This is a genomic window from Ruegeria sp. BHSB064 (assembly GCF_059613205.1).
In genome coordinates this window covers 26,026-52,285 of sequence record NZ_JBXWSB010000004.1, presented here as the reverse complement: position 1 = coordinate 52,285, position 26,260 = coordinate 26,026, and the positions used below count along the sequence as shown (strand labels likewise).

Annotated in this window: 31 protein-coding genes; 14 read left to right on the top strand and 17 right to left on the bottom strand. The window is 58.9% G+C overall.

The genetic code is table 11. The features are described from left to right. On the bottom strand, positions 1-942 hold the full coding sequence (locus AC2FNU_RS01775) for a formate dehydrogenase accessory sulfurtransferase FdhD (RefSeq protein ID WP_496784430.1): 942 nt from the start codon (positions 940-942) through the stop codon (positions 1-3). Here AC2FNU_RS01775 and AC2FNU_RS01770 point away from each other — a divergent pair. Both AC2FNU_RS01770 and AC2FNU_RS01765 read left to right on the top strand, forming a co-directional pair. Further along, positions 941-1,651: an AzlC family ABC transporter permease gene (locus tag AC2FNU_RS01770; protein WP_496784429.1), complete on the top strand. Its 711-nt coding sequence runs from the start codon at positions 941-943 to the stop codon at positions 1,649-1,651. The genes AC2FNU_RS01775 and AC2FNU_RS01770 overlap by 2 nt on opposite strands. Continuing rightward, positions 1,648-1,980, top strand: coding sequence for an AzlD domain-containing protein (locus AC2FNU_RS01765; protein WP_496784428.1), 333 nt, complete (start codon positions 1,648-1,650; stop codon positions 1,978-1,980). The genes AC2FNU_RS01770 and AC2FNU_RS01765 overlap by 4 nt, the downstream gene beginning before the upstream one ends. On the opposite strand, the gene AC2FNU_RS01760 is transcribed toward AC2FNU_RS01765, so the two are convergent. The 7 genes from AC2FNU_RS01760 to AC2FNU_RS01730 all read right to left on the bottom strand — a co-directional run bounded on the left by AC2FNU_RS01760 (position 1,969) and on the right by AC2FNU_RS01730 (position 8,475). Next, positions 1,969-2,601 carry a hypothetical protein gene (locus AC2FNU_RS01760; protein WP_496784427.1) on the bottom strand — a complete coding sequence of 211 codons (633 nt, stop codon included), beginning with the start codon at positions 2,599-2,601 and terminating at the stop codon, positions 1,969-1,971. The two genes, AC2FNU_RS01765 and AC2FNU_RS01760, sit on opposite strands and share 12 nt — an antisense overlap. Before the next feature lie 17 nt (positions 2,602-2,618). Then, on the bottom strand, positions 2,619-2,753 hold the full coding sequence (locus AC2FNU_RS01755) for an aa3-type cytochrome c oxidase subunit IV (RefSeq protein WP_050604020.1): 135 nt from the start codon (positions 2,751-2,753) through the stop codon (positions 2,619-2,621). A gap of 89 nt (positions 2,754-2,842) precedes the next feature. Next, a complete protein-coding gene (locus tag AC2FNU_RS01750) occupies positions 2,843-3,382 on the bottom strand; it encodes a hypothetical protein (RefSeq protein ID WP_496784426.1) in 540 nt (179 codons plus the stop codon). Continuing rightward, positions 3,369-5,210 carry a glycerophosphodiester phosphodiesterase family protein gene (locus tag AC2FNU_RS01745; RefSeq protein WP_496784425.1) on the bottom strand — a complete coding sequence of 614 codons (1,842 nt, stop codon included), beginning with the start codon at positions 5,208-5,210 and terminating at the stop codon, positions 3,369-3,371. Before AC2FNU_RS01745 ends, AC2FNU_RS01750 begins: the two co-directional genes overlap by 14 nt. 56 nt (positions 5,211-5,266) lie before the next feature. Further along, a complete protein-coding gene (locus AC2FNU_RS01740; protein ID WP_171093764.1) occupies positions 5,267-5,719 on the bottom strand; it encodes a DUF6173 family protein in 453 nt (150 codons plus the stop codon). A gap of 6 nt (positions 5,720-5,725) precedes the next feature. Then, positions 5,726-6,772, bottom strand: coding sequence for an MBL fold metallo-hydrolase (locus tag AC2FNU_RS01735; protein WP_496784424.1), 1,047 nt, complete (start codon positions 6,770-6,772; stop codon positions 5,726-5,728). Then, on the bottom strand, positions 6,772-8,475 hold the full coding sequence (locus AC2FNU_RS01730; RefSeq protein WP_496784423.1) for an acyl-CoA dehydrogenase: 1,704 nt from the start codon (positions 8,473-8,475) through the stop codon (positions 6,772-6,774). The genes AC2FNU_RS01735 and AC2FNU_RS01730 overlap by 1 nt, the downstream gene beginning before the upstream one ends. Positions 8,476-8,614: 139 nt before the next feature. Here AC2FNU_RS01730 and AC2FNU_RS01725 point away from each other — a divergent pair, with 139 nt between their 5' ends. After that, complete coding sequence (locus AC2FNU_RS01725) at positions 8,615-9,565, top strand: L-threonylcarbamoyladenylate synthase (RefSeq protein WP_496784464.1); 951 nt, start codon at positions 8,615-8,617, stop codon at positions 9,563-9,565. On the opposite strand, the gene AC2FNU_RS01720 is transcribed toward AC2FNU_RS01725, so the two are convergent. Continuing rightward, the gene (locus tag AC2FNU_RS01720) at positions 9,566-10,120 is read right to left on the bottom strand and encodes a YqgE/AlgH family protein (protein ID WP_496784422.1); all 555 of its coding nucleotides are present in this window, start codon (positions 10,118-10,120) and stop codon (positions 9,566-9,568) included. It abuts the gene before it with no gap. Between the two features lie 144 nt (positions 10,121-10,264). On the opposite strand from AC2FNU_RS01720, the gene AC2FNU_RS01715 reads away from it, so the two are divergent. Then, positions 10,265-11,077, top strand: a complete 813-nt coding sequence (locus tag AC2FNU_RS01715) for a protein-disulfide reductase DsbD domain-containing protein (protein WP_496784421.1) — start codon at positions 10,265-10,267, stop codon at positions 11,075-11,077. A 4-nt stretch (positions 11,078-11,081) separates the two neighbouring features. Then, entirely contained in the window at positions 11,082-11,501 is a 420-nt protein-coding gene (locus tag AC2FNU_RS01710) for an NUDIX hydrolase (protein WP_496784420.1), read from the top strand. Here AC2FNU_RS01710 and AC2FNU_RS01705 read toward each other — a convergent pair. From AC2FNU_RS01705 to AC2FNU_RS01680, 6 genes are all read right to left on the bottom strand, one after another. Continuing rightward, a complete protein-coding gene (locus AC2FNU_RS01705; protein WP_496784419.1) occupies positions 11,498-14,899 on the bottom strand; it encodes an efflux RND transporter permease subunit in 3,402 nt (1,133 codons plus the stop codon). The genes AC2FNU_RS01710 and AC2FNU_RS01705 overlap by 4 nt on opposite strands. A 5-nt stretch (positions 14,900-14,904) precedes the next feature. Next, on the bottom strand, positions 14,905-16,353 hold the full coding sequence (locus AC2FNU_RS01700) for an efflux RND transporter periplasmic adaptor subunit (RefSeq protein ID WP_496784463.1): 1,449 nt from the start codon (positions 16,351-16,353) through the stop codon (positions 14,905-14,907). A gap of 106 nt (positions 16,354-16,459) precedes the next feature. Next, positions 16,460-17,002 (bottom strand): molybdenum cofactor biosynthesis protein B, encoded by a 543-nt coding sequence (gene moaB, locus AC2FNU_RS01695; protein WP_496784418.1) that lies wholly within the window; start codon positions 17,000-17,002, stop codon positions 16,460-16,462. 6 nt (positions 17,003-17,008) lie between these two features. Further along, positions 17,009-17,629 carry a LysE family translocator gene (locus tag AC2FNU_RS01690; protein ID WP_496784417.1) on the bottom strand — a complete coding sequence of 207 codons (621 nt, stop codon included), beginning with the start codon at positions 17,627-17,629 and terminating at the stop codon, positions 17,009-17,011. Then, complete coding sequence (locus AC2FNU_RS01685) at positions 17,626-18,225, bottom strand: metallophosphoesterase family protein (protein WP_496784416.1); 600 nt, start codon at positions 18,223-18,225, stop codon at positions 17,626-17,628. Before AC2FNU_RS01685 ends, AC2FNU_RS01690 begins: the two co-directional genes overlap by 4 nt. Continuing rightward, entirely contained in the window at positions 18,222-18,989 is a 768-nt protein-coding gene (locus tag AC2FNU_RS01680; protein ID WP_496784415.1) for a uracil-DNA glycosylase, read from the bottom strand. Before AC2FNU_RS01680 ends, AC2FNU_RS01685 begins: the two co-directional genes overlap by 4 nt. An 83-nt stretch (positions 18,990-19,072) precedes the next feature. On the opposite strand from AC2FNU_RS01680, the gene AC2FNU_RS01675 reads away from it, so the two are divergent. The 8 genes from AC2FNU_RS01675 (at position 19,073) to AC2FNU_RS01640 (ending at position 24,375) form a co-directional block, all read left to right on the top strand. Continuing rightward, positions 19,073-19,687: a scavenger receptor class F, member 2 gene (locus AC2FNU_RS01675; protein ID WP_496784414.1), complete on the top strand. Its 615-nt coding sequence runs from the start codon at positions 19,073-19,075 to the stop codon at positions 19,685-19,687. Between the two features lie 59 nt (positions 19,688-19,746). Then, positions 19,747-20,682 carry an aspartate carbamoyltransferase catalytic subunit gene (locus tag AC2FNU_RS01670; RefSeq protein ID WP_171093790.1) on the top strand — a complete coding sequence of 312 codons (936 nt, stop codon included), beginning with the start codon at positions 19,747-19,749 and terminating at the stop codon, positions 20,680-20,682. Further along, complete coding sequence (locus AC2FNU_RS01665) at positions 20,679-21,197, top strand: hypothetical protein (protein ID WP_496784413.1); 519 nt, start codon at positions 20,679-20,681, stop codon at positions 21,195-21,197. The genes AC2FNU_RS01670 and AC2FNU_RS01665 overlap by 4 nt, the downstream gene beginning before the upstream one ends. Continuing rightward, on the top strand, positions 21,182-21,568 hold the full coding sequence (locus tag AC2FNU_RS01660) for a hypothetical protein (protein ID WP_496784412.1): 387 nt from the start codon (positions 21,182-21,184) through the stop codon (positions 21,566-21,568). Before AC2FNU_RS01665 ends, AC2FNU_RS01660 begins: the two co-directional genes overlap by 16 nt. Continuing rightward, entirely contained in the window at positions 21,565-22,845 is a 1,281-nt protein-coding gene (pyrC, locus tag AC2FNU_RS01655) for a dihydroorotase (protein ID WP_496784411.1), read from the top strand. Before AC2FNU_RS01660 ends, pyrC begins: the two co-directional genes overlap by 4 nt. Then, positions 22,845-23,450, top strand: coding sequence for a glycerol-3-phosphate 1-O-acyltransferase PlsY (plsY, locus tag AC2FNU_RS01650; protein ID WP_496784410.1), 606 nt, complete (start codon positions 22,845-22,847; stop codon positions 23,448-23,450). The genes pyrC and plsY overlap by 1 nt, the downstream gene beginning before the upstream one ends. Beyond that, the gene (locus AC2FNU_RS01645) at positions 23,447-23,722 is read left to right on the top strand and encodes a hypothetical protein (protein ID WP_496784409.1); all 276 of its coding nucleotides are present in this window, start codon (positions 23,447-23,449) and stop codon (positions 23,720-23,722) included. Before plsY ends, AC2FNU_RS01645 begins: the two co-directional genes overlap by 4 nt. A gap of 176 nt (positions 23,723-23,898) precedes the next feature. Further along, positions 23,899-24,375, top strand: a complete 477-nt coding sequence (locus AC2FNU_RS01640) for a YHS domain-containing (seleno)protein (RefSeq protein ID WP_171093801.1) — start codon at positions 23,899-23,901, stop codon at positions 24,373-24,375. Between the two features lie 76 nt (positions 24,376-24,451). Here AC2FNU_RS01640 and AC2FNU_RS01635 read toward each other — a convergent pair whose 3' ends face one another. After that, positions 24,452-24,586 carry a hypothetical protein gene (locus tag AC2FNU_RS01635; protein ID WP_496784408.1) on the bottom strand — a complete coding sequence of 45 codons (135 nt, stop codon included), beginning with the start codon at positions 24,584-24,586 and terminating at the stop codon, positions 24,452-24,454. A 49-nt stretch (positions 24,587-24,635) separates the two neighbouring features. Here AC2FNU_RS01635 and AC2FNU_RS01630 point away from each other — a divergent pair, with 49 nt between their 5' ends. Then, positions 24,636-25,172, top strand: a complete 537-nt coding sequence (locus tag AC2FNU_RS01630) for an outer membrane protein (RefSeq protein ID WP_496784407.1) — start codon at positions 24,636-24,638, stop codon at positions 25,170-25,172. Positions 25,173-25,222: 50 nt separating this feature from the next. On the opposite strand, the gene AC2FNU_RS01625 is transcribed toward AC2FNU_RS01630, so the two are convergent. Next, positions 25,223-26,206: a quinone oxidoreductase family protein gene (locus AC2FNU_RS01625; protein WP_496784406.1), complete on the bottom strand. Its 984-nt coding sequence runs from the start codon at positions 26,204-26,206 to the stop codon at positions 25,223-25,225. Between the last annotated feature and the right edge of the window lie 54 nt (positions 26,207-26,260).

Here is a 26,260-nt window from a genome sequence, read left to right as displayed (position 1 = left end):
TCACCCATTGGCACTCTTCCGACGATGTTTCTTGTCTTCGACCGCAACGGTTGACGGATCCACGTCGCGCAGCAGGCGATCCTCGCCCGACAGGCAGACAAAGCGTTGCCCGCGCATCCGGCCGATTAGGGTCAGCCCAACCTCGCGCGCGATTTCGACGCCCCAGGCGGTAAAGCCTGAGCGCGACGCCAGAACCGGGATACCCATCATCGCCGTTTTAATGACCATCTCGGATGTCAGGCGACCTGTGGTGTAAAGGATCTTGTCCGCTGCACCCTCGCCTTCGGACAGCATCCAACCTGCGATCTTGTCGACGGCGTTGTGGCGGCCCACATCCTCCATATAGACCAGCGGGCGGTTTTCCTTACACAGGACCGTGCCATGGATTGCCCCCGCCTCAAGATACAGCGACGGGGTGCGATTGATTTTAGAGGCCAGATCGTACAGCCAAGAGGTCCGCACCTGAACCTGCGGCAGTTGCACGTCCTCAAGCCCCTCCATCATGTCACCGAACACCGTTCCAACGGCACATCCGCTGGTGCGGGTCTTTTTCTTCAGCTTGTCTTCGTATGATGTCTCGCGCGCCGTGCGGACAATTACGGTCTCAAGATCATCGTCATACTCCACACGGGTAATCTGATCATCCGCAAGCAGCATCCCCTGATTGCGCAGGAAGCCCAGCGCCAGATATTCGGGATAGTCACCAATCGTCATCGCCGTCACGATTTCCTGAGAATTAAGGAAGATCGTCAACGGGCGTTCTTCGACCACCGAGATCTGGCTGACCTCGCCGTTCTGGTCCACACCCTCAACCGCCCGGGTCAGGCGAGTTGCCCTCGGATCAGGCGCGATAAGATAGTCCGACAGGTCGAATTCCGTGGCCAATTGCAACCCCTTCTCAAGACAGTTACTGCTGCTCGCATTACCATAGGATTTAGCCATGGCCGCTGCCACATCCAAGTCATACTTCTGGAAAGGTTTTCGGGACGGAACGCCCTTTGTCTTTGTCGCCGTCCCCTTTGGTCTGTTGTTCGGCGTTTTCGCGACCGAAGCCGGGTTGGATATTGTTCAAACCATCGCCTTTTCGGCGACCGTGTTCGCCGGAGCCGCCCAGTTCACGGCGCTGCAACTTTTGCAGGATCAGACGCCAACGATAATCGTATTGATCTCGGCGCTGGCTGTGAACCTGAGGGTCGCGATGTATTCCGCATCTCTTACGCCCTATCTGGGTGCGGCCCCTCTGTGGCAGCGCGCCTGTGCCGCCTATTTGATCGTCGATCAGTCTTATGCTTGTTCGATCGTGCGGTTCGAGAAAGAACCTGACCTGACGATCCCACAGCGCATGGCGTATTTTTTTGGCTCGGTTACGCCGATCACGCCGCTTTGGATCTTGGCGACCATCATCGGCGCTGTCCTTGGGGCGCAAATCCCGGAAAGCTGGGCGCTGGATTTTGCTCTGCCGATTACTTTTCTGGCTATGGTCGGGCCGATGATGCGCACCTTGGCACATGTGATCGCGGCGTTGGTCGCCATAGTCGTCGCGCTGCTGACAGTGGGTGTGCCGTACAATCTGGGCCTGCTGATTGCCGGTGCGGCGGGGATGATGGCCGGTGCACAGGCCGAACTCATGCTGGAACGGAGGTCGTCATGACCCAGATCGACCCAACCACCATGTGGATCATCATTGTGGGCCTGGCGGTGGGCAGCTATGCGCTGCGATTTACCTTTATCGGGCTTGTTGGCGATCGCCCTATGCCGCCCTGGCTGCTGCGGCATCTGCGCTATACGGCTGTTGCGATCCTGCCCGCACTGATTGCGCCTTTGGTGGTGTGGCCCTCTGCAACCGGCGGACAACCGGACATCCCCCGTATGTCGGCGGCAGCCGTGGCACTGATTGTGGGTCTGATCAGCAAGAACGTATTGGCGGCGATCTTTTCAGGGGCCGCCACTCTGTATGGATTGCTGTACCTATTGGGATAGCGCCGCGTCCAGCTGATTGAGGCGCGCGTTATTGGCGGCCAGACCTTTTTGAAGGTCGGCATCGTCACTTTCGCGGTATTCTTCGGTTACAACACCCGGCAGCTGTGCAAATTGCTCGGACAATTTGATCGGGTAGAAGGTCACATCGATCTGCTCGAACCCCGGCACCTGCTTAAGCAACTGCGCAGTGGCGTTGGCACAGAATGCCCCGGCGACAGGGCCGGATTGTTTTGCCAGCTGCAGGGCGATTTCAGCTTGCTGCGGTGTGACTTGAACGGTCTGGATACGGGCATAATGCGTTTCCCGCGCGTGCGAGCTGCGATAGGCCTGCTCGACCGCTGGGGTAATGCCATACAGGACATCGTCCTTCACCGGCACGATATCGGCCCGGAATGAACCGGCCGGGTCAAAGATCACGCGCTCGCTGCCCGAAATCATCAACGACGTATGCGCACCGGACCCGCTGCGCGTGTTGATCATTGTGTACAGCGTCAGAGTGGACTGCCCAGGGTCACTATAGGATCGAGCAACAATTTCAGCCCGATCCGCCTGCGGACGGTTCGAAACAGCGCAGCCAGCGACTGTTGCTGCCAACAGGCAGGCGATCAAAACCCTGAACAACGTTGCCCCCGAAACGCTTACGAGGCGAAAACCGCCAGGAACAGGCACAGGAAGGCAATCGCGACCACGCACCATGTTGTGGCTTTGATGAAACCGTTGAAAGTTTTGGTTTGGACAGTGATGTCCATCTCGCCGTGCTTGTGTTCAGCCATGAGTCTCAGAATCCCAGTTCGCGTGTTTGATCTGTTGGATAATAGAAAACCAAACGCCTGTCACCACGTCATTCGCGCGCAGGGTGTGCTTACTTTAGAACCGAGCACCCCGGATACCCAAACCCCCACCGCCAGGGCAAACCACTGCACGGCCCGCCACCGAACCGCACGGCTCCGTACATCGTGTCTGCGGTAATCGCGTGTACGGTGCGAATCTGGTCAGAAGTCATGTCGTAACGGGCGGCATAGTCTTCCGCATAACGCTTTCCGTGCTCCACGACACAGGCGTGCAGAGCATCATCCGCTGTCAGGCGCGCGTCATAGCTTTCCTCTGCCGACAGCGCACCGCCTGCGTTGTGATAGGCTTGGTCATGGGCTACGCAACAATATTCCCACGGTGGGTGCTCTTCATACAACTCACCAACTTGTGGAAACTGCTTGGCCACCCAGCGCCAACTGGCCGACAAACCGCCCGAACAGCCATCCGTTTCGAACGCAGTCAATTCCGCGTCCATGCTTTGATCCACCAGCGCACGGTGCGACGGCATCTCAAAACTGCGCATGAAATCCTGAGCAGACGCAGCCAGTGGTGAAAGCAACAGAATCAGCGTCAGTTCAAGGGCTTTCATCGCGCATTGCCTCAGTATCGACCTGCAATCCAAACGTTGTGGCAAGCCATAGCAACAGCCGCTCGCCCGGCCCCATTTCGGCGCGCACGCGCAAAACTTCGTTGGCCATGGCAGGGCGGTCGGTGATCAGCCCGTCCACACCCATCGAGGCCATTTTGGACATCTGCAACGGGTCGTTCACCGTCCAGACGTAGATATCTTTACCCGCGTCCTGGACCTTGCGGATCAAACCCGGAGTCACCATCCCCGCATTGACCGCCACAAATTCGCCTTCCAACCCAGAAAGATCCCCAACGGCGGTGGCCGCCAAAACGCCAGTCCGCCAGTCCGGTCGCAATTTCTTCATCTTTTGCACTGCCGGATATTTCAGCGACATGGTCGCAATATCATCCTGCATCCCAAGCTCTTCCACCAGATTGATCACCCGGTTTTCGAGATCGACATCGTGACCGTAGTATTTCAGTTCGATCAGCACCTTGGACTTACCCTTGGCTGCTTCCAGTACCTCGCGCAGGGTCGGCGTGCGCTCCGAGGCATATTCCGGCCCGAACCAACTGCCAATGTCGATGTCGGCCACATCCTCCATGGTGGCGTCCCAGACCTTCAGGTTGACGCCAGCCAGCTTCATGAAGTCACTGTCATGGGCCACGATCACCACATCATCGGCCGTTTCCTGAACGTCAATCTCGACCCAATCCGCGCCATCCTCAATCGCCTTCAACACCGCAGCCATGGTGTTTTCAGGCCGTATGGCCGCAGCGCCCCGGTGGCCAATGACGTCGGCATGATCCGGCGCCTGCACACGTTCCAACAGGCCCTGGCCGAACCAAACGCCAATACCCAGCGCGGCCAAAGCCGCTGCAACTGTCACAAACACAGGCGCGCGGATTTTTCGGGGTTCGGGGTGGGCAATATCCTTGGCATCTGCATCAAAAAAACCATCCAGCAAAACCGCAAGTGCGCCCAGTGCAGTCGCCGCCAGAACCAACCCCGCCAAAGACCAAAGCGCTGCGATGATCAGACTAAAAATCAGCGCAAGCCTGAGGCTGCCACCTTCTTGTATCGGAACCAGCGCAAACAAAAGACTGGCCACCCCTGCGATCAAAGCCGCAATGACAAGCCGTGTCGCCAGCCACAGAGCAAGTTCGATCTTCAATCGCCCACGCTGGCCTTCCATCCTCTGCTCGCTTTGCAAGAAAGCCGCACGGGGCGACGCACCTTCAAACAGAACCAGATGCAGGGCCAGTGCCCAACCGGATAGACGTCGGATCAATACCCACGCCAGCGCCAGAACGACCAATCCGATCAGGACAACTGCCACCTGAAAGGCAGGGGGGTGGAAGGTCAGGTAGTAGTTGATGTCATATTCCGTCAGCGTCCACCACGCGATCAGCCCCGCGACGGCCACAAATGGCAGCGCAAGCAGCAGAACACGCAGAATAAACCGCACCGCAAACCCAAACAGCGCCGGAAAACGGGACAGGTTCAGCGCCAGCGCTGCGCTGCCCGCGCGCCAAGGGTCGCTTTCGCCCATGCGCAAAGACCCGGCCATGACAGAGAACACAAAAACCTCAGCCAGCAAAAACAGGCTTAGCACGGCGATACCAGCAATGAACCCGGCCGGAGACAGCAGGAACATTGCAATGTCCTGATCCGTCAGCGCCGTCTGATCCGACAAAGAAACCGCCAGGTTGACCGCCACCGCGACACCCGGCGCGATCAGCGCCACCAGCAGCAAACGCACAGCAACATAGATCGGGACAAAGACCATACGCCGGGCCCAGGACCCGGCATAGGCATGTGAAACGGCTTGAAAAAATCTGCTCACGCGGCGGCCTCCGAAATGATGCACTCATTCAAAGGCGCGCAAGCGTGAATTGCAAGTCAGCTGTCTTCCAGATCAGCAGCCAGACGGAATCCGATGCGGTTGGCGGGCTTGTCTTCGACCGATTTGGGCAATGCCCGCAGCATCACGTTCAACTGGCTGACATGCTGCACCAATTGCGTGCGGGCCCCTGCCCCGTCAGATCCATAGAATGTGATCATGTCGGGGTCGAAATATCCCATACCTTCGATCCGCATCACACCGGCATCCCCACCGGTAAAGCCCATTGCGACCTCGTGATCACCATCCAGTGTTTTTTCAAAGTTCTGGATATACATGATCAGTCGTTCATAAGCCCATTGCGCGGGGCTTTTGTTTTCCACCGGCTTGTTCAGAGGCTCAGGAAGGGTTTTGGTACCGGACTCGGCTTTTGGATCGGCATGAACCTCGTGGCAGCGCGGCAAGGCGGCGGCTTCGGCAGCCTCGGCCGAGGTTTCAATCTGGTCCTGCATTCTTTTCTACCCTTTGCGCTGATACAGCCAAGCCCCGTCCGCGCGCTGCGTTCGGGTCACAGCGTCAATGTGGTAGAGATGATTCATATGTGCAACCGCCTCGACCAGCGCCAGCCCATATTCGCCTTCGCGGATTGTACGTTTGAACAGCGGCAGAAAACAGTCGGCGGCGGCTTTGGGTTCGTCCAGATGGTCCAGCAAACGCTCCAACGCGCTTTGGTGGTTGTCGATCAGCTGTTTCATGCGCAAAGGCAGCCCGGTAAAGGGCAATTTGTGCCCGCCCAGAACCAGATGATCCGGCCGGGCCAGCGTCTGAAGTCGCTCGCACGCCTCCATCCAGGCCGAGACCGGATCGGCCATGGGTTCGGTTGCATAAACGCCTAAATTAGGGCTGATCGAGCTGAGGATCTGATCACCGCTGAGCACCAGATTGTCGTCGCGGCTCCAGAACGTGGCATGTTCCGGGGCGTGGCCGTTGCCCATATGCACATCCCAATCGCGCCCGCCCATGCGGATCACATCGCCCTGCTGTATCCGGGTAAAGCCCAAGGGCATGGGATAGACCGTGTCGGCAAAATTGAACGGACGATCCTGCATCCGCGCATTCAGAATCTCGGACGCCATGCCAGAACTGCGATAGAAATCAAGCGTCTCTTGCGGCCATGTCTCTTGCACATCCAGCGTCAGCATCCGTGCAAACAACCATGAGGTTCTGCTGGTCACCAGCTCAGCCCCGTGTTCCGACTGAAACCACCCGGCATTGCCCACGTGATCGGGGTGATGATGCGTGACAACCACGCGTTTTATCGGTTTGCCCGCCAAAGGGCCATCCATCAGGGTCTGCCAGATGCGCCGTGTCTTGTTCGAGGACAGACCGGTGTCGATTACCGTCCAGCCATCACCATCGTCCAGAGCATAGATGTTGACGTGATCCAGGGCCATTGGCAGCGGCAGGCGCATCCAAAGAACCCCGTCGGCAATCTGGATGGCTTGGCCTGTCGCGGGCGGTTCGTCCCACGGATATCTGATTCCCAATACGCGATCCCCGTCCATCAGGCTGCCAACTCGTCCACGCTCAGCGCAAAAAGATCATCCGCCCCACCCTGAGCACGGGCCAAAAGACCAGAATGCTCGGGAAGCAAGGCGTTGATATAGTATCGCGCCAACTTGGCCCGTGGTCCATCAGGGTCGGCCAGAGCTGCGGTCAGGTGGTAATGCCCACCCAGCACACGGGCAAATGCCTGCAAATACGCCGCTGCACCCGCAAAGCGGTCATTCATGTTGTCCTGCGCCACCAGCCATTCGGTCGCCTCGCGCAGTGTTTCAGTGGCCTCCCAGACCGGGCCGGCGAGATCCGGTACAGTGGCGCGGGCGCGCTCAGCCTGATCCTCAATCTCGTCGAGAAGATTTGACGCGGCCTCGCCCCCATCCATCATCTTACGTGCGACAAGATCCATCGCCTGAATTCCGTTTGTACCTTCGTAAATCGCAGTCACCCGGACATCGCGATAGAACTGCGCGGCCCCGGTTTCTTCGATATACCCCATACCGCCATGCACCTGAACACCGGTTTCGGCCACGCGTATGCCTGTTTGCGTTCCAAACGCTTTGCCAATCGGCGTCAACAGGGCCGCGCGCGCAGCCCAGTCTGCGTCTCCGGTGGCCTCGGCCATGTCTATCGCGGCAGCATTAGCCATCAAAATGGCACGCGCTGCGAAAACATCAGCCCGCATGTCCATCAGCATGCGGCGCACATCCGCATGATCGATAATCGCGCCCGACGGCGTTTTGCCTTGCTTGCGTTCCTGCGCATAGGCCAGCGCATGTTGATAAGCGCCTTCCGCTGCACCAACGCCCTGCCCGCCCACGCCCAGACGGGCGTTGTTCATCATGGTGAACATTGCGGCCATGCCACCATGCTCTTGCCCGACAAGCCAGCCTTTGGCTCCGTCGTACTGCATCACGCAGGTGGGTGAGCCGTGAAGGCCCATTTTGTGTTCCAGAGATACCACATGCAGGTCATTGGCCACGCCAGGGTTCCCATTAGCATCCGGCAGGTATTTTGGCACCAGGAACAGGGATATTCCTTTTGTACCAGGCACACCATCCGGCAAACGGGCCAGCACCAGATGGCAGACATTCTCGGCAAAGTCGTTGTCACCCCACGAGATGTAAATCTTTTGCCCTGTGATCGCATATGTCCCATCACCGTTCGGCTCAGCTTTGGAGGTCAATGCGCCCACATCCGAACCGGCTTGTGGTTCGGTCAGGTTCATTGTTCCCGACCACGCGCCCGACATCATCTTGGGCAAATAAAGGGCCTTAAGCTCGTCACTGGCGTGATGTTCCAGCGCCTCAATCTGGCCCTGGCTCATCAACGGAGCGACCTGCAAGGACAGGCACGCTGCGCTCATCATCTCGTTCACGGCTGTTGCGATCGTTATCGGCAGGCCCATTCCACCGTATTCGGGATCACCGCTCATGCCGATCCAGCCCCCGTCGGCTATCGCCTTCCAGCCTGCTGCAAATCCCTCGGGGCTTTTGACTACCCCATTTTCAAGTCGTGCGGGATCCAGATCACCAGAGCGCTGCAACGGGGCCATGACCTCTTCACACATCTTACCTGCTTCGGTCAGGATTGCGGTCACGACATCGACGCTGGCCTCGGCAAACTTTTCGGTCGCAGCGATCTGGTCAAACCCGACCACGTGGTCCAGCAGAAACTGATAGTCTGAGATTGGGGCGCGATAGGGCATGACAACTCTCGAACGTCTAGAGGATCAGAATACGTCGACGGGCTTGGAATCACGGACAAGCGCCGCTAAGCGTATGGGTCTTGATCGATTACCTACCGTTCCTCTTGTTTCAGGCAACCAAAACGCGGCGTCACCAGATATGATCTCATCCGGCACTCAGGAACTGACGGCTGATCCCCACGGCATCGCGCGGGCGGCAGATTTGTTGCGTCAGGGCCTTCTTGTCGCCCTGCCAACCGAGACGGTTTATGGGCTCGGCGGAGACGCCCGCAATGGAAAGGCCGTCGCGTCAATTTACGAGGCCAAGGGGCGGCCCAGCTTCAACCCGTTAATCGCCCATGTCGCCTCAGTCAGCGCGGCGCAGAGGTTTGTGCAATGGTCCGATCAGGCCGAGCAACTGGCGCACGCCTTCTGGCCCGGTCCGCTTACTTTGGTTTTGCCGCTGCGCGAGGGGCACGGAATATCCTCGCTTGTGACTGCCGGGTTAGACACGCTTGCGGTTCGGGTGCCTGCGCATCCCACCGCGCGCGCCTTGTTGACTGCATTCGATGGGCCGATTGCAGCGCCTTCGGCAAACCCGTCAGGTCAGATCAGCCCCACAACAGCAGATCACGTATGGTCGGGTCTGGGGGGCAAGATCGCCGCAATTCTGGATGCCGGGCCGTGCGGCGTTGGTGTGGAATCCACAATCGTCGGACTGGCCGGAGAGCCCACATTGCTACGACCCGGCGGCGTCGCGCTGGAACAGATCGAACAGGAACTGGGGGTGCATCTGCACCTGCATCAATCCGGTGATCTGCTCACCGCTCCGGGGCAACTTCAATCGCATTATGCGCCGGACGCGCCAGTCCGCCTGAATGCCGCGTCCCGTCAGGGCGATGAGGTCTTGCTTGGCTTTGGCCCGGTGGATTGTGATTTGAACCTGTCCTTGGACGGCAATCTGACCGAGGCCGCCGCAAACCTTTTTGCATCGCTGCACGAGTTGAACAAAACCGGGCGACCTATTGCGGTTTCTCCGGTGCCTGATACCGGACTGGGCACAGCGATAAACGACCGGCTACGCCGCGCGGCAGCACCACGCGACTGCTGATCAGGCCCGGCCAGCGCTGGCGGACAGAGTCAAAGGATCCACGCCCAAAGTTGCCAGCGCAGCCTCCCATTTTTCATCATCAGGCACGTCGAAGACCAGTTTGGAAGCTGCTTCAGTGGTCAGCCAGCCATTCATGGCGATTTCGTCTTCAAGCTGGCCCGGACCCCAACCGGCATAACCCAGTGCCAGCATCGAATTCAGCGGCCCGGTGCCCGAGGCAAGGTCTTCGAGCACATCCAGCGTCGCGGTCATGCTGAACTCTTCCGAGATCTGCATCGAATGCAAGTTGGCCTCATAATCCGCGCTGTGCAGAACAAAGCCGCGCGACATCTCGACAGGGCCGCCAAAATGGACCAGCCGTTCGCCAATAACCGGAATACGGCACGCGATGTTGAGCTGACCCAGCAAAGTCTTGATGCGCAGGTCCGAAGGTTTGTTGACGATCAGCCCCATCGCACCGTCATCGCCATGGCTGCACATGTAAACCACCGAATGGTCGAATCGCGGGTCGCCCATACCGGGCATCGCAATCAACAGTTTTCCGGTTAAATCCATGGGCCAATATCTCTTTCTCACCTCCGTCAACAATGGCCCCGCCACCCCGGTGTTTGCAAGAGAACAACGGGTAATTCGACAGATTTCATTGCAGTGACCGGATCGTGACTTGGAATCCGGCCGCAGCCCGCGCATGTATTAGGAATGAAGATGTCGATCAAATCCACAGCCGCCATTGCGTTTACCTGCCTGACTTTGTCCTCTCCGGCCACCTCTCAGAGTTTGGATGATGTGGTGCAACTGGACGTTCTGGATGGCGGTCGAACCGCAAACGGCACGTATCTGAGCGCCCTGAGGCTAACCCTCAAAGACGGTTGGAAAACCTATTGGCGCGCACCCGGTGATGCTGGCATCCCGCCCCAATTCGACTGGAAACGCTCAAGAAACGTTGGGCATGTGGACATCACCTGGCCCGCGCCCGAGGTTTTTGACCAGAATGGCCTACAGTCGATTGGTTACGAAAACCAGCTGATTCTGCCGATTGAAATTACACCGCAAAACCCTGCCAAACCCGTCCGCCTGCAAGGCGAGATGGATCTGGGCGTTTGCAAGGATGTGTGCATCCCCGAACGATTGGATTTTGACCACACACTGGACGCTGAAGCAGGCCGAAACCCCGCTATTGCAGCGGCTCTGGCGCAACGTCCCTACTCGGCGCAGGAAGCCCGCGTCAGCAAAGCCACCTGTAGTCTCACACCAACGCAAGACGGGATACAAATCGAAGCTCGGGTCACGATGCCATCCGCAGGGGGCCGCGAAGTCGCTGTGATCGAGCCCGGAAACCCCGTTCTCTGGGCATCGCAACCGGTGTCGCAGCGCGAAGGTGATACGCTGGTGGCGCAGGCCGAAGTCATCAACGCGTCCGGGGCACCTTTCGCGCTGGACCGGTCCGAGATCCGGATCACCGTTCTGGGTGCCAATCACGCCGTCGATATTCTGGGTTGCAGCGCGGGCTGAGGGTGTGAGCCGAACTCCAAAAATCGGCGCTCTGGCGGTTGTTCTGCATCAGGATCAGGTTCTTCTGGTACAACGCAGCAAACAGCCGGATGTCGGGTTGTGGGGCTTTCCAGGCGGCCATGTGGAATGGGGGGAGACCGTTCTGCAAGCGGCCCAGCGCGAGTTGCGTGAGGAAACCTCGGTGATTGCAGAACCGTCACACTATCTAAAAAATCTGGATCTTCTGCGGCACGATCCCAATGGGCAGGTCCTGTCCCACTACCTGCTGGTTGGTGTCGCCTGCACGTATCTCTCTGGCGCGCCCGAAGCTGGCGACGACGCACTGGATGCACGTTGGTTTCCAATCGACCAGATACGTGAAGGCAGCCTGCCGATGAGCGCGCGGGTTGCCGATCTCATGGAATACGCTCTGCGTGACGTTTAGGTTCCTGCTGATCGGGTGAGCCGGCCATACAGCAACCCGGACAGCACCATGCTCAGCACCAGAATCGGCAGGGCTCCGGCCAGGAACGCGCCCAGCCCCATCTGCAGTACCGGGATACCTTCTGCGTCAGCGTAAAGACCCTGGAAAATACCAATTGGCGCACCGGTCACAGTTGGCCAGATCATCGTCAGAGCAAACCAAACCGCCAAGGCGGCGGCTGTACTCATCAGAGCGCCCCGAACCACCCGGTCCGGCGCGCGCGCCGCGCGGCGCATGGCGGTCATCGGGCGCGCGACATCATTGAGGATCGCAAGCAGGGCAGGCACGAGGATCAGAACCAGAAGCATCCCAAACCCAAGCCCATAGACCAAGGTGATCACGGTCGGCTTCAGGAATTGCGCCTGTTGCGATCCCTCGTAGAGCAGCGGCGCAAGCCCAAGAACCGTTGTCAGTGTGGTCAGCATAACGGGCCTCAGCCTGTCGGCTGTGCCCTCAACAATTGACGGCACCAGACCGCGATCCTGCTGATACCCATCTATCGTGGTCACAAGCACAATAGAGTCGTTGATAATGATCCCGGTCATACCCAACAATCCGACCACCGTGAACATACTGAGAGGCACATCCCAGATGTAGTGGCCCCAGATCGCGCCGACGAGGCCAAAGGGGATAATCGCCATAACCACCAACGGCCTCGACCAGCTTGCAAACACCCAGGCCAGCACAAGGTAAATTCCGGTCAGACACAGGATCAGCCCGGTACGCGCTTCGGCAAGAAACTCGTTTTCTTGCTCACTCAGACCCGACATGCGCCATTCAACCTGACGTTCGGCTGCGATGTTTGGCAGAATTTCGTCCTGCATCATCCGTTCGATTTCAGCAGCGCGCGCCGGATCATCCTCGGAGATATCTCCCGTGACCGAAACAACCCGAATGCCGTTTTCGCGCCGCACAATCGAAAAACCTGAATTACGCTCAACGGAAACGATGTCGGCCAACGGCACATAAACCCCATCCGGCGAACGCATAAGGGTGCGTTCAAGAAAATCTGCCGTCAACTCACCTTCGGGCAATTCAACCCGTATCTCAGTGCTGCGCGGGCCGTCAGGGAAGGTGGCCGCTTCGACCCCGTTCAGACGGTTGCGCAGCGCGCGGCCCAGCGTTTCGATCCGAAAGCCCAGTGCCTGCCCCTGAGCTGTCAGGTCCAGAATGAACTCTTCCTTGTCATAGGCCAGAGTGTCTTCTAGCGCCGAAACCTCGGGGAATCTCGACAATGCAGTCTGCAGATCCTCAGACGCCGCCTTTAGAACATTCACGTCCGATCCAAAAAATTGCACATCAATGGCATCGCCGCCGGGGCCGGACCGCCAGCCCCGGAAGGTCAGCACTTCGACATTCGGGTGCCGCGGCACGAAGTCCTGCAATTCGCCCACAAATTCAAAACTGGAATAGGGCCGCAGGTCGGCGTCAATCAATTCGATCGAAATCCCGCCCAGAACATCGCCGCCTTTGCCGTCTGCCGCTGCCAGACCACGGCCAGCGGTGCCCCCGACCTCGGCCAGAACAAATTCAATCGGATTCTGGCCATAACGCTCTTCATAGATCTGGCCCAGCTCGTCGGTGGCGTTCTGCAGAATGCGCATCATTTCCAGCGTATCCGACCGGGTCGAGCCTTCGCGCATGATGAACCCACCACTGACTGAGCTGCGTTCCGGCGCGTTGAAGAAGCGCCAATTCACATCGCCACGGATGAACAAGGCAACCTGACTGGCCAGAATCGCGATCATCAAAGCCACAACAGCGTATCGCGCCCAGATCACCCAGGCGATCAACGGGCGGAACAGATGATCCCGCACCCAACGGAAGCCCCGGTTCACAACACGGTTCGGCAGATCATACCAGTGTTCCTTGGCGGAATGCGCAATCGCGTGTGCCATATGGTTGGGCAGAATGAGGAAGCATTCAACCAGCGACGCGATCAGAACCGCAATCACCGTGAAAGGAATATCGCGGATCAGCTCTCCGAAGCGACCACCTACCAATGTCAGACCGAAGAACGCGATCACCGTCGTGACAGTTGCTGCCAAAACCGGCATCGCCATTCGCCGGGCAGCCCGTTCCGCCGCCACTACAGGCGGTTCGCCCAGACGGCGGGCGCGGAAATCAGCGTGTTCACCCACCACAATGGCGTCATCCACCACGATGCCGAGGGTAATGATCAGGCCAAACAGCGAGACCATGTTCAGCGACAACCCACCCAGGTACATCAGCGCAATGGCAGCCGACATCGCCACAGGAATACCGGCCGCAACCCAGAAAGCGATGCGTGCATTCAGGAAAAGGAACAACAGGCAGACCACAAGGCCCAAACCCATCAGACCATTGTCGACAAGGATATTCAGGCGGTCGGTGATGGCCTGGGCCCGGGTGCGGATCAACTCGATCTTCACGCCTTCGGGCACGCTGGCCTGCATCTCGCGGGCGACATCTTCAACTGTGTGCTGGATTTCGATGGCATCGCCCTGGTTTGACCGGTCAACCCGGATCGACATGGCCGGGTGGTCACCGACAAAATAGCTGCGGTCGCGCGTAACCCCCTCAACCCGAATGCGGGCTATGTCACCAACCCGCAGTTTCGACCCGTCATCATTGGTCCGCAGTGCAATGGCTTCGATCTGTTCGGGTCTGCGCTTTTCCGTCCCGGCCCGAATGCGCGCCCCCGCGCCTTCCACTTCACCTGCAGGATCCGTATTGACTTCGGCCCCGATGGCCGAGGCGATTTCGGCCATTGTGATGTCATTTGCAATCAATTGTGCCGTTGTCACTTCGACAACAATCTGCGGTGCGGCAATACCTCGGATGCTGGTGCGGGTGACACCGGCAGCGAAAAGGCGGTTGATCAGCTCATCAGTCAGCTTTGCCAGTTGCGCCGTGTCTGTTGGGCCGCTGATGATCAGATCCGTTACCCTGTCACGCCAGACCCCACGTTGGATTTTAGGTTCCTCGGCGTCTTCAGGCAGGTCCGAGACGCCATCCACCGCAGTTCTGACATCCTCGACCGCGCGGGATACATCCCAGTTTGGTTCAAACTCAAGTCTGATCCGCGTCCAGCCGGGGTAAGAGCTGGCCTCTGTGCTTGTTACACCTTCCACTGCCAAAAGCGCAGGTTCCAGAAGCTGGACAATCCCCGCATCCATATCTTCGGGTCCACCATCCTCCCACGAGACGGTGACATCGACGCGTTCCAACACAACGTCGGGAAAGAACTGTGCCCGCATGTTGGGAATGGCCGCCGCGCCCAGAACCAGCATCACCAGCAATAGAAGATTGGCAACTGTCCGATGGCGTGTGAAGTAACTGAGAATGCCGCCCGCTGCGCCGGGTATCTCGCGCATCATGGCGCTCAGCCTCCGGCCTTGGTTTCAAGACGGCGTATCAGAGCGGCTGGTACGCGCGCTTCCTGCAATTGGCCAAGCAGCTGCGATTTCTCGTCCTGTGGCATTGTCTCGCTGGCCTCAATCTGCGCCACAAGTGCGGCCCGTTTCGAGGGGCTAAGCTCGACCATATCCGGGTCTGCACCGGCCTCAACCCGCAACGGCCGAACCCGCACACCCGAGCCCAGCAGCGGCGTACGCCCGATGACAACTTCGCGCCCTTCCAGCCCGTCGCCTCTCAGCAGGACTTCATCCCCTTGCCTGCGAACCAACTGCACCGGAAGACTTTCAAGACGATCGTCCGCACCCAGAACCAGAACCGTACCCGACGAATCGAGCACTGAGGACGGCAGGCGGTAGACATTTGCGACCGGCTGCTCTTGGACCGAAACAGTCACAAAATCGCCGGGCTTAAAGCCCGAAGCCTCTTGCAGACGGGCATAGATCAACCGCCCGGTCTGTCCTTCTCCGGCCGAACCGCTGTCGCGACTGACCTGACCCGTAGCAGTCAGATCAGCGCCGGTGACTTCCAGCGACACTGTAACCGGGGCGTTGATCAGTCGGTCGGTTTCATCCAGCAGGCGGACATATTGCGCCGTCGATACACGGAACGCCACTTCAAGGGCGTTGGGATCAACCAGTTCCGCCAGCTTTTCGTTGGCAGACACCAATCGCCCTTCCACAAGTGTCACATCGGTCAGTGTGCCACCAAAGCCGGCCCGAATGGTCATGTCTTCAAGGTCGCGCTCGGCCGCTTCCAACGCGATCACCGCGCGGGCCTGCAAAGTTGTTGCCTGATCAACGCGGGATTCCGCCTGGGCCAGCGCGATGCGGCGGGCCAGAACCGCTTGCTGCGCCGATGTCGCAGCCAGTTCAGCTTCTTCCACACTGGCTGCGGCGCCAACACCACGGGATTGCAGGTCACGCTGACGCTGAAGCGCTCTTTCGCGCAGGTCCGCCTGTGCCTCAGCCGACTTCAACTCGTCCTGAGCCAACAGCAAAGACCGTTCGGCATCGCGTTCTTCAAACTGAGCATCTAAAAGATCGGATTTGGCCCGATCCAGCGCAGATTGCGCATCCGCCGGATCCAGTTCGACCAGAACCTCTCCCGCCGAGACTGCGCCGCCATCCTCAAAGTCTTCGGCCAGCGCGATCACGCGCCCGCCCAATGCTGCGCGCAATTCCAGCCTGCGGCGGCTTTGGACCTCTCCAAACGCCTCAAGATAGGGAGTAACCGTTTCAGCCTCGGCCTGTTGCACCGAAACCGCGAAAACCCTTTCGCGCGAAGGTGGTGTTGTGTCGTCGCGTGCCAGAACATCCTGCACCGCACCAATGATGATCTGCGCTGCAACAAACAGCAAAGCCAGCGTCAGAAACGCCAGGAAAATACCGACAAGGCTTTGCCGCAGAAATCGCATCACTCAGTTACCCCGGTTGCACCACGCTGCCGTACCCAACATGTAGCTGGATCGCGAATTATGCCAAGCCACAAAGCGGTTACACGGAATTGAACGTATGACCAGTCTACTTCCGTCGCAGGTGTTCGTCCAATCTGGGCATTATTTCCACAAAATTGCAGGGGCGATGGCGATAATCGAACTGTTTTTCGAGTATCCCGTCCCACGCATCCTTGCAGGCTCCGGGGCTGCCCGGCAGCGCGAACAGGTACGTGCCACCGGCGACACCGCCCGTTGCACGGGACTGCACCGCCGAAGTGCCGATTTTCTCCATCGAGACAATGGTGAACACGGTGCCGAAGGCGTCGATCTCTTTCTCATAGACATCCCGGTGCGCCTCGACGGTTACGTCGCGCCCGGTCAAACCGGTGCCTCCGGTCGAGATCACGACATCGATGTGATCATCTGCCACCCAGGCGCGCAATTGATCGGCAATTTGATCACGTTCGTCGCGAATGATCTTACGATCAGCCACCACGTGACCCGCCTTTTCGATCCGGTCCACCAAAGTCTGGCCCGAGCGATCTTCGTCCATCGACCGTGTATCCGACACGGTCAGAACGGCAATTCTGACCGGGATGAACTCTTTATTTTCGTCAATGCGCGACATCTGGCGTCAAGCCCTTTCCATAATCGCAAGCCGGATGGCAAGCGCGGCAAAAATACCGCCTGTAACCCAGCCAATAATGCGAGAGGCGCGTGGGTTGCCAACCAGCACCCGCCCCGCACCGCCCGCGAATATGCCCACCAGCCCGTTCACCACAAACCCTCCAACCGCGATGATCACACCAAAGGTCAGAAACTGAAGCAGAACAGAGCCCGTAGCGGGGTTCACAAACTGCGGGATGAAGGCCAGCACAAACAGGATGACCTTGGGGTTGGTCAAGTTGACCAGCATCCCGTCCCGAAATGCCAGATGCGTCGGGCGGACCGGCGCATCTTCGGTGATCGCTCCGTTACGGATCGCGCCCCAGGCCAGATAGAGCAGATATGTCACGCCCATCCAGCGGATCACGTCGAACAGCCACGGCAGCGCCGCGACTGCAGCGCCCAGACCCAGACCGGCCAGCAGAACATGAATCATCAACCCGACAGATACACCGGCACTGGCCGATACCGCAGGCCGTGGGCCGGACCGCAACCCCTGACCAAAGCAAAACATCATATCCGCCCCCGGTGTGAAGTTCAGCGCCAAGGCAGCGGGAATGAAGGCCAGCAAAGTGATGGTATCGATCATGGCTCTACCTCAAACCAATTCAGTTTCCGCCCAAGATTGGCCAGTTGAGTTCGGCCCAGAGTTCCGCGATAGCCCCAACTTTCGTGTACATGTCCAAAGACCGCATGACCCGGCTGCAGCCGCTCTATGGCGTCGCGCACGGCCGTCGACCCGACTGACAGGCCTTGAGAGGTCTGATCCCCATAGCCTTTGGGCGGAGAATGCACGATCAGGATATCAGCCGCGTCGCACCGGTCGAGCATCTCGGTCGCCTCACCTTCGGTCAGGTCACAGGACCAGTCGCCGAACGGCGTGGGCGGCACGCCATAGCCAAGGCCAAACAGGCGCAAGCCATCAACAGTCATGCCAGATCCATGCAGGACATGGATACCTTCCGGGGCGGCATCACTCAGTTCTTCGGCACTTTCTGCATTTCCGGGTATCAACACCAGTGGGGCAGATATGCCCGTCAGCATCTGCATCGCCGAATCCAGACCCTGACGCATGTTGCAATAATCACCAGCGCCAATGACCAGATCCGCCTCAACACTGGCCGCCACCAGATCTGCGGCGCGATTGCGTGCCATATGCAAATCAGAGAAGGCCAGAACCTTCATGCACCACCTCTCAGCCGCGCTTTCAGCTCTAACAGATCCGCCCAAGCCTGCTGTTTCATCTGTGGTTGGCGCAGCAGGTAAGCCGGGTGGAACATCGGGATGACCGGCAAATCCATCGCCTGATCCCAATTGCCGCGTAAACGGGTGATGCCCCGTTTTCCCAGCACCGCCTGACAACTGATATTGCCCATCACCACCAGAACTTCGGGCTTGGCCAGCGCCACATGCCGTTCGAGGAAGGGTTTCATCATCCCGATTTCTTCGGGCTTGGGATCGCGGTTTTGCGGCGGTCGCCATGGCAGCACGTTTGTAATGTAGACGTTTTGCGTGCGATCCAGATCGATTGCCGCCAGCATCCGGTCCAGCAATTGACCGGCGCGACCGACAAAGGGCTTGCCTTCACGGTCTTCGTCGCGGCCGGGCGCTTCGCCGATGATCATCACCTTTGCGCCGGGGGTGCCGTCGGCAAAAACCAACTGTCGTGCCCCGCGCTTTAGCTCGCAATGATCAAAAGCCTCCATCGCCGCGCGCAATTGGTCCAGCGAACCCGCCCCCTTAGATGCCGCTTGCGCGACCGCAACCGGGTCAACCCCTTTGGGTTTTTCCGGGGCCACAGGGGTTGCTTCCGCCTTCTTGGGTTTGGGCGACGTATCGGGCAATGCATACCGGTCAATCGGCGCATCCCCGATTGCCTCGGTTGCTCCCAATTCGATCTGCCATTCCAGCAGCGCCCGTGCAGAGTAGTAGTCCAAGCCCGATTCCATACGGATAATTTACCCGCCTGAGGGCTGAGGGAAAGCGAATAGGGCTTGATCGGTCGCTCTGTCGCGCCGACCATCGGGGCGAGATGCTCAGAACCCTGCGATTCCTCCTGCTCGGGCTTGTGGTGGCCCTGACCGGCGATCCGGCTCTGGCAACGTTCCACAACACTCAGGGACAGTGCCGCGCGGGGCAGTTCAAATGTGGCAGCACCTGCTGTTCGGGCGGGCAAAGATGCAGCTTTGATGGTCACTGTATACCGCTGGGCGGCACCTATTGCGGCGGTGGGCGCACCTGCGGCCCGTTCGAACGTTGCGTGGCCGGTGGAACCAGATGTGCACCCGCAGGCGCGAACAAATGCACGTCTCGTCTGGATTGTCCGGGCGGGAGTTTCTGCAATGGGCGCGGCGAATGCGAACGGATCACACCTGATCTGGACACAACACCGCCCAAAACTTGCGATGACGGGCGTACCTGCGCGCGTGGCTCGTCCTGCCTGCCCGGCGGAGGCTGTTCCCGTCCGGGTTGGTTCTTGTGCGAAGAAACTGGCTCGCAATGCCGCCCCGGCTTCAAATGTTCGGCCCATCAGGGCTGCGTGCCGATCAAGGCCATCGACTGCGGCTATGGCAAATGGTGCAAGCCGGGCGAACAATGCCTGCCCGAGGGCGGCTGCGAAAAACTGCCAGAGGGCACGGAACCTTAGGTTGCCTTGCGCTGCACAGCTTCCTATAAGCGGCCCGATTGTCAGACAGGAGCCCGCCCATGCGTTTCGCCCATCGTCACCTTCTTGGCATCGAGCATCTGTCCCAATCCGATATCACCGAAATTCTGGATCTGGCCGAAACCTATGTCGACATGAACCGCCAGTCGACCAAGCATTCGGACGTTCTGTCGGGGCTGACCCAGATTAACATGTTCTTTGAAAACTCGACCCGCACGCAAGCCAGTTTCGAACTGGCGGGTAAACGTCTGGGTGCCGATGTGATGAACATGGCGATGCAGGCAAGTTCGATCAAAAAGGGTGAAACCCTGATCGACACGGCGATGACTTTGAACGCGATGCACCCGGATCTTCTGGTCGTGCGGCATCCGCATTCCGGCGCAGTCGATCTGCTGGCACAAAAGGTCAATTGCGCTGTTCTGAACGCGGGCGACGGCAAGCATGAACACCCTACGCAGGCCCTGCTGGACGCCTTGACCATCCGACGCGCCAAAGGCCGCCTGCACAGGCTGAACATCGCGATTTGCGGAGACGTGGCCCATTCCCGCGTCGCGCGGTCAAACCTGATCCTGCTGGGCAAGATGGAAAACCGTATTCGCCTGATCGGCCCGCCGACACTGGTGCCCAGCCAGTTCGCCGAGTTTGGGGCCGAGATCTATGACGACATGAACGAGGGATTAAAGGACGTCGATGTCGTCATGATGCTGCGTCTTCAGAAAGAGCGGATGGATGGCGGGTTCATCCCCTCGGAACGCGAATACTATCACCGCTATGGCCTGGATGCCGCGAAGCTGGCGCAGGCCAAACCAGACGCGATCGTCATGCATCCCGGCCCGATGAACCGGGGGGTTGAGATCGACGGCACGCTGGCCGACGACATCAACCGGTCCGTTATTCAGGAACAGGTGGAAATGGGCGTCGCCGTTCGTATGGCCGCGATGGATCTGCTGGCCCGCAACCTGCGCGAGGCCGCATGAGCGATCTGACCGTTGCACCCCACGAACGCGGTGTCTTGCGCCTGTTCACGCTGGACATGCGTCCGGAAGAGGCGAAGTTCCTGCGCGAGCCCGGCGCTGCCGACCAAGTACTTGGGGTCGACGGGCTGGATCCTGAGCAGATCGATATCTTCCCGGTCTCCGACCTCGAAGACCTCGGGCTGTATGGTTATCTGACCGAAGGTTGCGGCGTCTCCCCGGATCAGTTGGATCAGGACGCTCTGGCCGCGATAAACGGCTGGGTCATGGTCTTGCGCAGCGCGGCCTTCCAGGGACGCCCGGCGACGCTCAAGCCCGATCCGCGTCTGCGTCTGTTCGGTTTATTCACGGAAGAGGCGACGAACTGGACCGGAGGGGTCATCGAAACCGAAAGCGCCAAGCCTTTTTCGGCCCCTCAGGCCACTCCACCGGATGACCACCCCCGCCGTACCGGGTCAGCCATCCTGGCGCTGGCCGCGCTTTTGGTCATCGGAGGCGTCATATGGCTGATCCTGTGATCTTCGCCCCGGACAAAGGGGCCTATATCCGCACCAACGCTTGGCTGGCTGCCGTCGCGATGGCTGGTGCCATGGTCGTTCTGTGGCTGATCGGAAATCCGTACATATGGACCGGAGCACCTGCAGGTCTGGCTGCCATTGGCATTCGCGCCTGGTATCTGGCCTCGGAAGAGCTGGTCGCAAACTGGGAGATGTCGGACAGCATCCTGACCGGCCCCGGTCCGCGCAAGGTGCCGCTTAATCAGATCCAGGCGGTCAACACCATGGGCAGCTTTGTCCAGATCGTCACCAAGGACGGTGACAAGCACCTGATCAAATACCAAGCCGACCCTGCCGCCACCAAAGCCGCTATCGAAAGGGCCATGCCATGAGCACCGTTCTCTTCACCAACGCCCGTCTGATCGACCCGGAGGCCGGAACGGACACAACCGGCTGGCTACAGGTGGCCCATGGCCGGATTGTTGCACGAGGGGAAGGAAGCGCACCGGGTTCTGACGGTCAGATCATCGATTGCAACGGAAAGTGCCTTGCCCCCGGCATCGTCGATATCGGCGTCAAGGTGTGTGAACCGGGCGAGCGTCACAAGGAAAGCTATAAGTCTGCAGGTCTGGCCGCAGCTGCTGGAGGTGTGACTACCATCGTCACCCGTCCCGATACGCTGCCAGCAGTGGATACACCTGAGACGTTGGAATTCGCGACCCGGCGCGCGCAGGCGGATGCGCCTGTCAACGTGCTGCCGATGGCTGCACTGACCAAAGGGCGCGAAGGGCGCGAGATGACCGAGATCGGGTTCTTGCAGGACGCAGGTGCCGTCGCCTTCACCGATTGCGATCACGTTATCACCAATACCAAGGTGTTTTCCCGTGCGCTGACTTACGCAAAATCCTGTGGCGCGCTGGTGATCGCACACCCTCAGGAACCCGGGCTCAGCGCTGGGGCGGCGGCGACCAGCGGCAAGTTCGCAGCGTTGCGCGGCCTGCCTGCCGTATCGCCCATGGCGGAACGCATGGGCCTCGACCGTGATATTGCCCTGCTTGAGATGACCGGAGCGGCCTACCACGCCGATCAGATCACCACCGCGCGCGCCCTGCCTGCGCTGGAACGGGCCAAGCGCAATGGGCTGAACATCACTGCTGGTACATCGATCCACCATCTGACCCTGAACGAGTTGGACGTTGCCGACTATCGCACCTTCTTCAAGGTCAAGCCGCCGCTGCGGTCCGAGGACGACAGGCAAGCCGTGATCGAGGCCGTGCGAACAGGGCTGATCGACATCATCAGTTCGATGCACACACCGCAGGACGAAGAAAGCAAGCGCCTGCCGTTTGAAGAGGCGGCCTCGGGTGCGGTGGCTTTGGAAACGCTGCTGCCTGCTGCACTCCGCCTGTATCACGCAGATCAACTGGACCTGCCGACCCTTTTTAGGGCTATGGCGCTCAACCCTGCAAAACGGTTGGGACTGGAGAGCGGCCGATTGGCAGATGACGCCCCGGCTGATCTGGTTCTCTTCGACCCGGATGTGCCCTTTTTGCTTGATCGGTTTGCCTTAAAATCCAAATCGCAAAACACGCCATTTGACGGTCAACGGATGCAAGGTAAGGTCGTTGCGACTTATGTTGCAGGCCAAGAAGTGTTCCGGAGACCTTAATGCCCATAATCGGAAATTCGGCAGAGGATTTGCTCTTGTGGGCATTGATTGGATACCTGTTGGGATCCATTCCCTTTGGGTTGATCCTTTCCAAGGTTATGGGGCTGGGCAACCTGCGCGAAATAGGATCGGGCAATATCGGGGCCACGAACGTTCTGCGTACTGGAAACAAGGCTGCCGCAGCCCTGACGTTACTGTTTGACGCCGCCAAAGGGGCTGTGGCCGTTCTTGTTGCGCGTGCTTATGCGGGTGAAGATGCAGCCCAAATCGCAGCGCTTATGGCATTTTTGGGCCATTGCTTCCCGATCTGGCTGGGCTTCAAGGGCGGCAAAGGCGTGGCAACCTTTCTGGGGCTGTGGCTGGCTCTGGACTGGCGCGTTGGTGTGGCCTGCTGCCTGAGCTGGCTGGTCGCGGCCGCAATCTGGCGGATTTCTTCGGTCGGCGCATTGGCCGCAGCGGCGCTGTCGACAACCTGGGTACTGGTGCTCACAAACGGATCGAGCTTCATTCTGGGGATCATCCTGACGCTTCTGATCTATTGGCGTCATGGCTCGAACGTGGCGCGGATCAAGGCCGGGACAGAACCGAAAATCGGGAAACCGTGACAGCACCGGACGCGTTCTTGTCTGCGTTTCTGGCACTGCCTGAAGGCAGCTTTACCGGCACTTCCAACGGGCGCAGCTATGTTGTCGTGCGGCAGCGGATGGCTGGTGGCAAGTCGCACAAACTGGTCGCCCATGAGCGGGGCGGCGCGGACTATATCAGCCTGAACCTGTACCAGACCCGCAACAGCGGGGCGTTGCTGCGGCCCTGTGAAATGCCCGCCAGCAAAGTTATCAGTTTTGTACTGGGCTTTGTGCCCGACCAAATCGGCTAGGCTCTGCATTTTTGAACACGACATCTTTGCTGCTGCACAATCACAATTCATTGCTTTGAACGTGATCACCCCGCTTCCCAGATCGCTGTCGTGACGGTCAATTACGGGCCGCACAGGACAACAACCGGGGCCTGTGCTTGCACCAAGACAAGGCTCCTTTCACGAAAGGTGAAGCAATGAACACTTTTAAATCTCTGATCGGCGGCGTCGCCCTGTCTGTCGCACTGGCAACTTCGACTTTGGCCGCAGGCGTGGAAATCAACGCAAGCTCAACTGGCCTGGCGATGCAGGGCTATGATCCGGTTGCCTACTTCACCGCCGGTGAAGCAACCAAGGGCGACTACCGCATCACCACGCTGCATGATGAAGCGCTGTACCGTTTCTCGTCAGAAGAAAACAAAGCCGCCTTTGAAGCCAACCCAGAAGCATACTTGCCCGCATACGGTGGCTACTGCGCATTCGGCGCGGCCATGGGCTTCAAGTTCGACGGTGATCCGAACCACTGGAAAATCGTTGACAACAAACTGTACCTGAACCTGTCGCAAGACATTCAGGAGCGTTGGGAAGGCGACATTCCGGGCTTCATCGAAAGCGCCAGCGCCAACTGGGAAACCATTGCCGACAAAACCCCTGCAGAGCTACAGGCGCAATAATCCGCTGAAACGCAATGCTGTGTCGGCGGCGGAATGTTCCGCCGCCGCATATCGTTTGAAGACCTCTGATCCTTTCCTATCTTTTCAGTATACCAAGTGCCCGGCTGAACAGGGCACAGGCGCTTGCCTGTATTTGCAAGCGCCGGATTTCGGGCTGGAATACGTAGAAATCAATGATCCAGTGACCAAGCTGGATCGTATCGGTCTGCATAAGTGAGCGCATTCTCACTGATGCTTAGTTTCGAACGAAAGGAAATGAGATGACGTTGAAATTGGCTCTCATCGCAACAGCCGCGACATTGACGGCCGGATCGGCCCTGGCGCAATCCTCGGGCAATTGGACCGGCTTCTACGGTGGTTTGCAGTTGGGTTACATCGATGTGGACACCAGCGTGGCTGGCGTCGACGGAGATGGCGCAATCGGCGGTATTATTCTGGGCTACGACTATGATCTGGGCGACTGGGTTGTCGGCGGCGGTTTCGACTATGACTGGGCCGATGTTGGCTTGTCCAATGTTCCGGTGACCGTCGAAGACGTGTGGCGTTTGAAAGCGCGCGCAGGGTACAAGGTGAACCCGCAAGGTCTGCTTTACGGAACCGCCGGTTATGCCGAAGCCGGAACTGACAACCTGGGAAGCGACGATGGTTGGTTCATCGGCGCGGGCTATGAGCAAATCGTGGCACCCAATGTGAGCATCGGTGGTGAACTGCTGTACCACGAGTTCAGCAACTTCAACGGAAGCAGTGTCGACGTTGACGCAACCACGTTTCAAATCCGAGCCTCTTATCGGTTCTGAAGCTCACCTGTTAAGCAAGTTGGACCCGGCTTTTTCAGCCGGGTCGCTTCTCAAACATCCAAAATTGTGCTGCCAGTTGTCTGCCGCGCCTCTAGCGCGCGATGCGCATCAGCGACCTGATCCAGCGCAAAGCGTTGATCCACATGGATCTTGACCTCACCGCCTTCAACTTTGCCGAACAGTCTTCGGGCCATTGCCTGACACACCACATGATCCGAGATATGCGTGAACAGCGTGGGCCGGGTGATCTTAAGTGATCCCTTTTGACCCAGAACACCGATATTGAAGGGTGGCACCGGGCCCGAAGCATTTCCGAAGGAAATCATCATTCCCAGCGGTTTGAGACAATCCAGCGATCCCTCGAACGTGTCGGCCCCAACTGAGTCCATCACCACATCTACACCCTGTCCATTGGTGATCTCGGCCACGCGCTCGGCGAAATTCTCAGTCCGGTAGTTGATGCAATGCGCAGCCCCATTGAAACGGGCAAGGCTGCACTTTTCATCACTTCCAGCCGTCCCGATCAATGTGATCCCCTCGGATTTTGCCCATTGGCAGGCGATCAGCCCAACGCCACCGGCGGCTGCATGGAAGAGGACAGTATCGCCGCGTTTCAACGGTGTCGTTCGATGAAACAGGTATTCCACCGTCAGACCCTTAAGCATCATCGCCGCAGCCGTCTGAAATGTAATGTCATCTGGCAAGGGGCAAACCTGCGCTGCTGGCATCACACGGGCCTCGCAATAGGCCCCCGACGGCGCCGCGGCATACGCAGCCCGCTGTCCCGGTTCCAGGTGCGTAACCCCTTCACCAACAGCCTCGACAACCCCTGCGGCCTCCATGCCCAGTGCGTGCGGAAGGTCCAGAGGATACAAGCCAGTCCGTTGATATACATCGATAAAGTTCAGACCGCAGGCTTCGTGGCGAATTCGGATTTCCCCCGGTCCGGGGTCGCCGAGCGGCCGGTCTTCGATCCGCAGAACGTCGGGGCCGCCAAACTCATGAATCATAACTGTTTTTGCAGTATTCTGCATCCTGACCTCCTCTTGCCTGCCCTCAAGCTAACATGACTGCGACTCAGGGCAATC

Coding starts and splice junctions, on each gene's coding strand:
- AC2FNU_RS01755 (WP_050604020.1), bottom strand. CDS start 2,753: ATGGCTGAACACAAGCACGGCGAGATGGACATCACTGTCCAAACCAAA.
- AC2FNU_RS01690 (WP_496784417.1), bottom strand. CDS start 17,629: ATGATCGATACCATCACTTTGCTGGCCTTCATTCCCGCTGCCTTGGCG.
- AC2FNU_RS01640 (WP_171093801.1), top strand. CDS start 23,899: ATGAACACTTTTAAATCTCTGATCGGCGGCGTCGCCCTGTCTGTCGCA.
- AC2FNU_RS01685 (WP_496784416.1), bottom strand. CDS start 18,225: ATGAAGGTTCTGGCCTTCTCTGATTTGCATATGGCACGCAATCGCGCC.
- AC2FNU_RS01675 (WP_496784414.1), top strand. CDS start 19,073: ATGCTCAGAACCCTGCGATTCCTCCTGCTCGGGCTTGTGGTGGCCCTG.
- AC2FNU_RS01725 (WP_496784464.1), top strand. CDS start 8,615: ATGATCTCATCCGGCACTCAGGAACTGACGGCTGATCCCCACGGCATC.
- AC2FNU_RS01730 (WP_496784423.1), bottom strand. CDS start 8,475: ATGCCCTATCGCGCCCCAATCTCAGACTATCAGTTTCTGCTGGACCAC.
- AC2FNU_RS01750 (WP_496784426.1), bottom strand. CDS start 3,382: ATGAAAGCCCTTGAACTGACGCTGATTCTGTTGCTTTCACCACTGGCT.
- AC2FNU_RS01670 (WP_171093790.1), top strand. CDS start 19,747: ATGCGTTTCGCCCATCGTCACCTTCTTGGCATCGAGCATCTGTCCCAA.
- AC2FNU_RS01635 (WP_496784408.1), bottom strand. CDS start 24,586: ATGCAGACCGATACGATCCAGCTTGGTCACTGGATCATTGATTTCTAC.
- moaB (WP_496784418.1), bottom strand. CDS start 17,002: ATGTCGCGCATTGACGAAAATAAAGAGTTCATCCCGGTCAGAATTGCC.
- AC2FNU_RS01720 (WP_496784422.1), bottom strand. CDS start 10,120: ATGGATTTAACCGGAAAACTGTTGATTGCGATGCCCGGTATGGGCGAC.
- AC2FNU_RS01735 (WP_496784424.1), bottom strand. CDS start 6,772: ATGGACGGGGATCGCGTATTGGGAATCAGATATCCGTGGGACGAACCG.
- AC2FNU_RS01700 (WP_496784463.1), bottom strand. CDS start 16,353: ATGCGATTTCTGCGGCAAAGCCTTGTCGGTATTTTCCTGGCGTTTCTG.
- plsY (WP_496784410.1), top strand. CDS start 22,845: ATGCCCATAATCGGAAATTCGGCAGAGGATTTGCTCTTGTGGGCATTG.
- AC2FNU_RS01665 (WP_496784413.1), top strand. CDS start 20,679: ATGAGCGATCTGACCGTTGCACCCCACGAACGCGGTGTCTTGCGCCTG.
- AC2FNU_RS01715 (WP_496784421.1), top strand. CDS start 10,265: ATGAAGATGTCGATCAAATCCACAGCCGCCATTGCGTTTACCTGCCTG.
- AC2FNU_RS01705 (WP_496784419.1), bottom strand. CDS start 14,899: ATGATGCGCGAGATACCCGGCGCAGCGGGCGGCATTCTCAGTTACTTC.
- AC2FNU_RS01765 (WP_496784428.1), top strand. CDS start 1,648: ATGACCCAGATCGACCCAACCACCATGTGGATCATCATTGTGGGCCTG.
- AC2FNU_RS01625 (WP_496784406.1), bottom strand. CDS start 26,206: ATGCAGAATACTGCAAAAACAGTTATGATTCATGAGTTTGGCGGCCCC.
- AC2FNU_RS01680 (WP_496784415.1), bottom strand. CDS start 18,989: ATGGAATCGGGCTTGGACTACTACTCTGCACGGGCGCTGCTGGAATGG.
- AC2FNU_RS01770 (WP_496784429.1), top strand. CDS start 941: ATGGCCGCTGCCACATCCAAGTCATACTTCTGGAAAGGTTTTCGGGAC.
- AC2FNU_RS01660 (WP_496784412.1), top strand. CDS start 21,182: ATGGCTGATCCTGTGATCTTCGCCCCGGACAAAGGGGCCTATATCCGC.
- AC2FNU_RS01740 (WP_171093764.1), bottom strand. CDS start 5,719: ATGCAGGACCAGATTGAAACCTCGGCCGAGGCTGCCGAAGCCGCCGCC.
- AC2FNU_RS01775 (WP_496784430.1), bottom strand. CDS start 942: ATGGCTAAATCCTATGGTAATGCGAGCAGCAGTAACTGTCTTGAGAAG.
- AC2FNU_RS01630 (WP_496784407.1), top strand. CDS start 24,636: ATGACGTTGAAATTGGCTCTCATCGCAACAGCCGCGACATTGACGGCC.
- pyrC (WP_496784411.1), top strand. CDS start 21,565: ATGAGCACCGTTCTCTTCACCAACGCCCGTCTGATCGACCCGGAGGCC.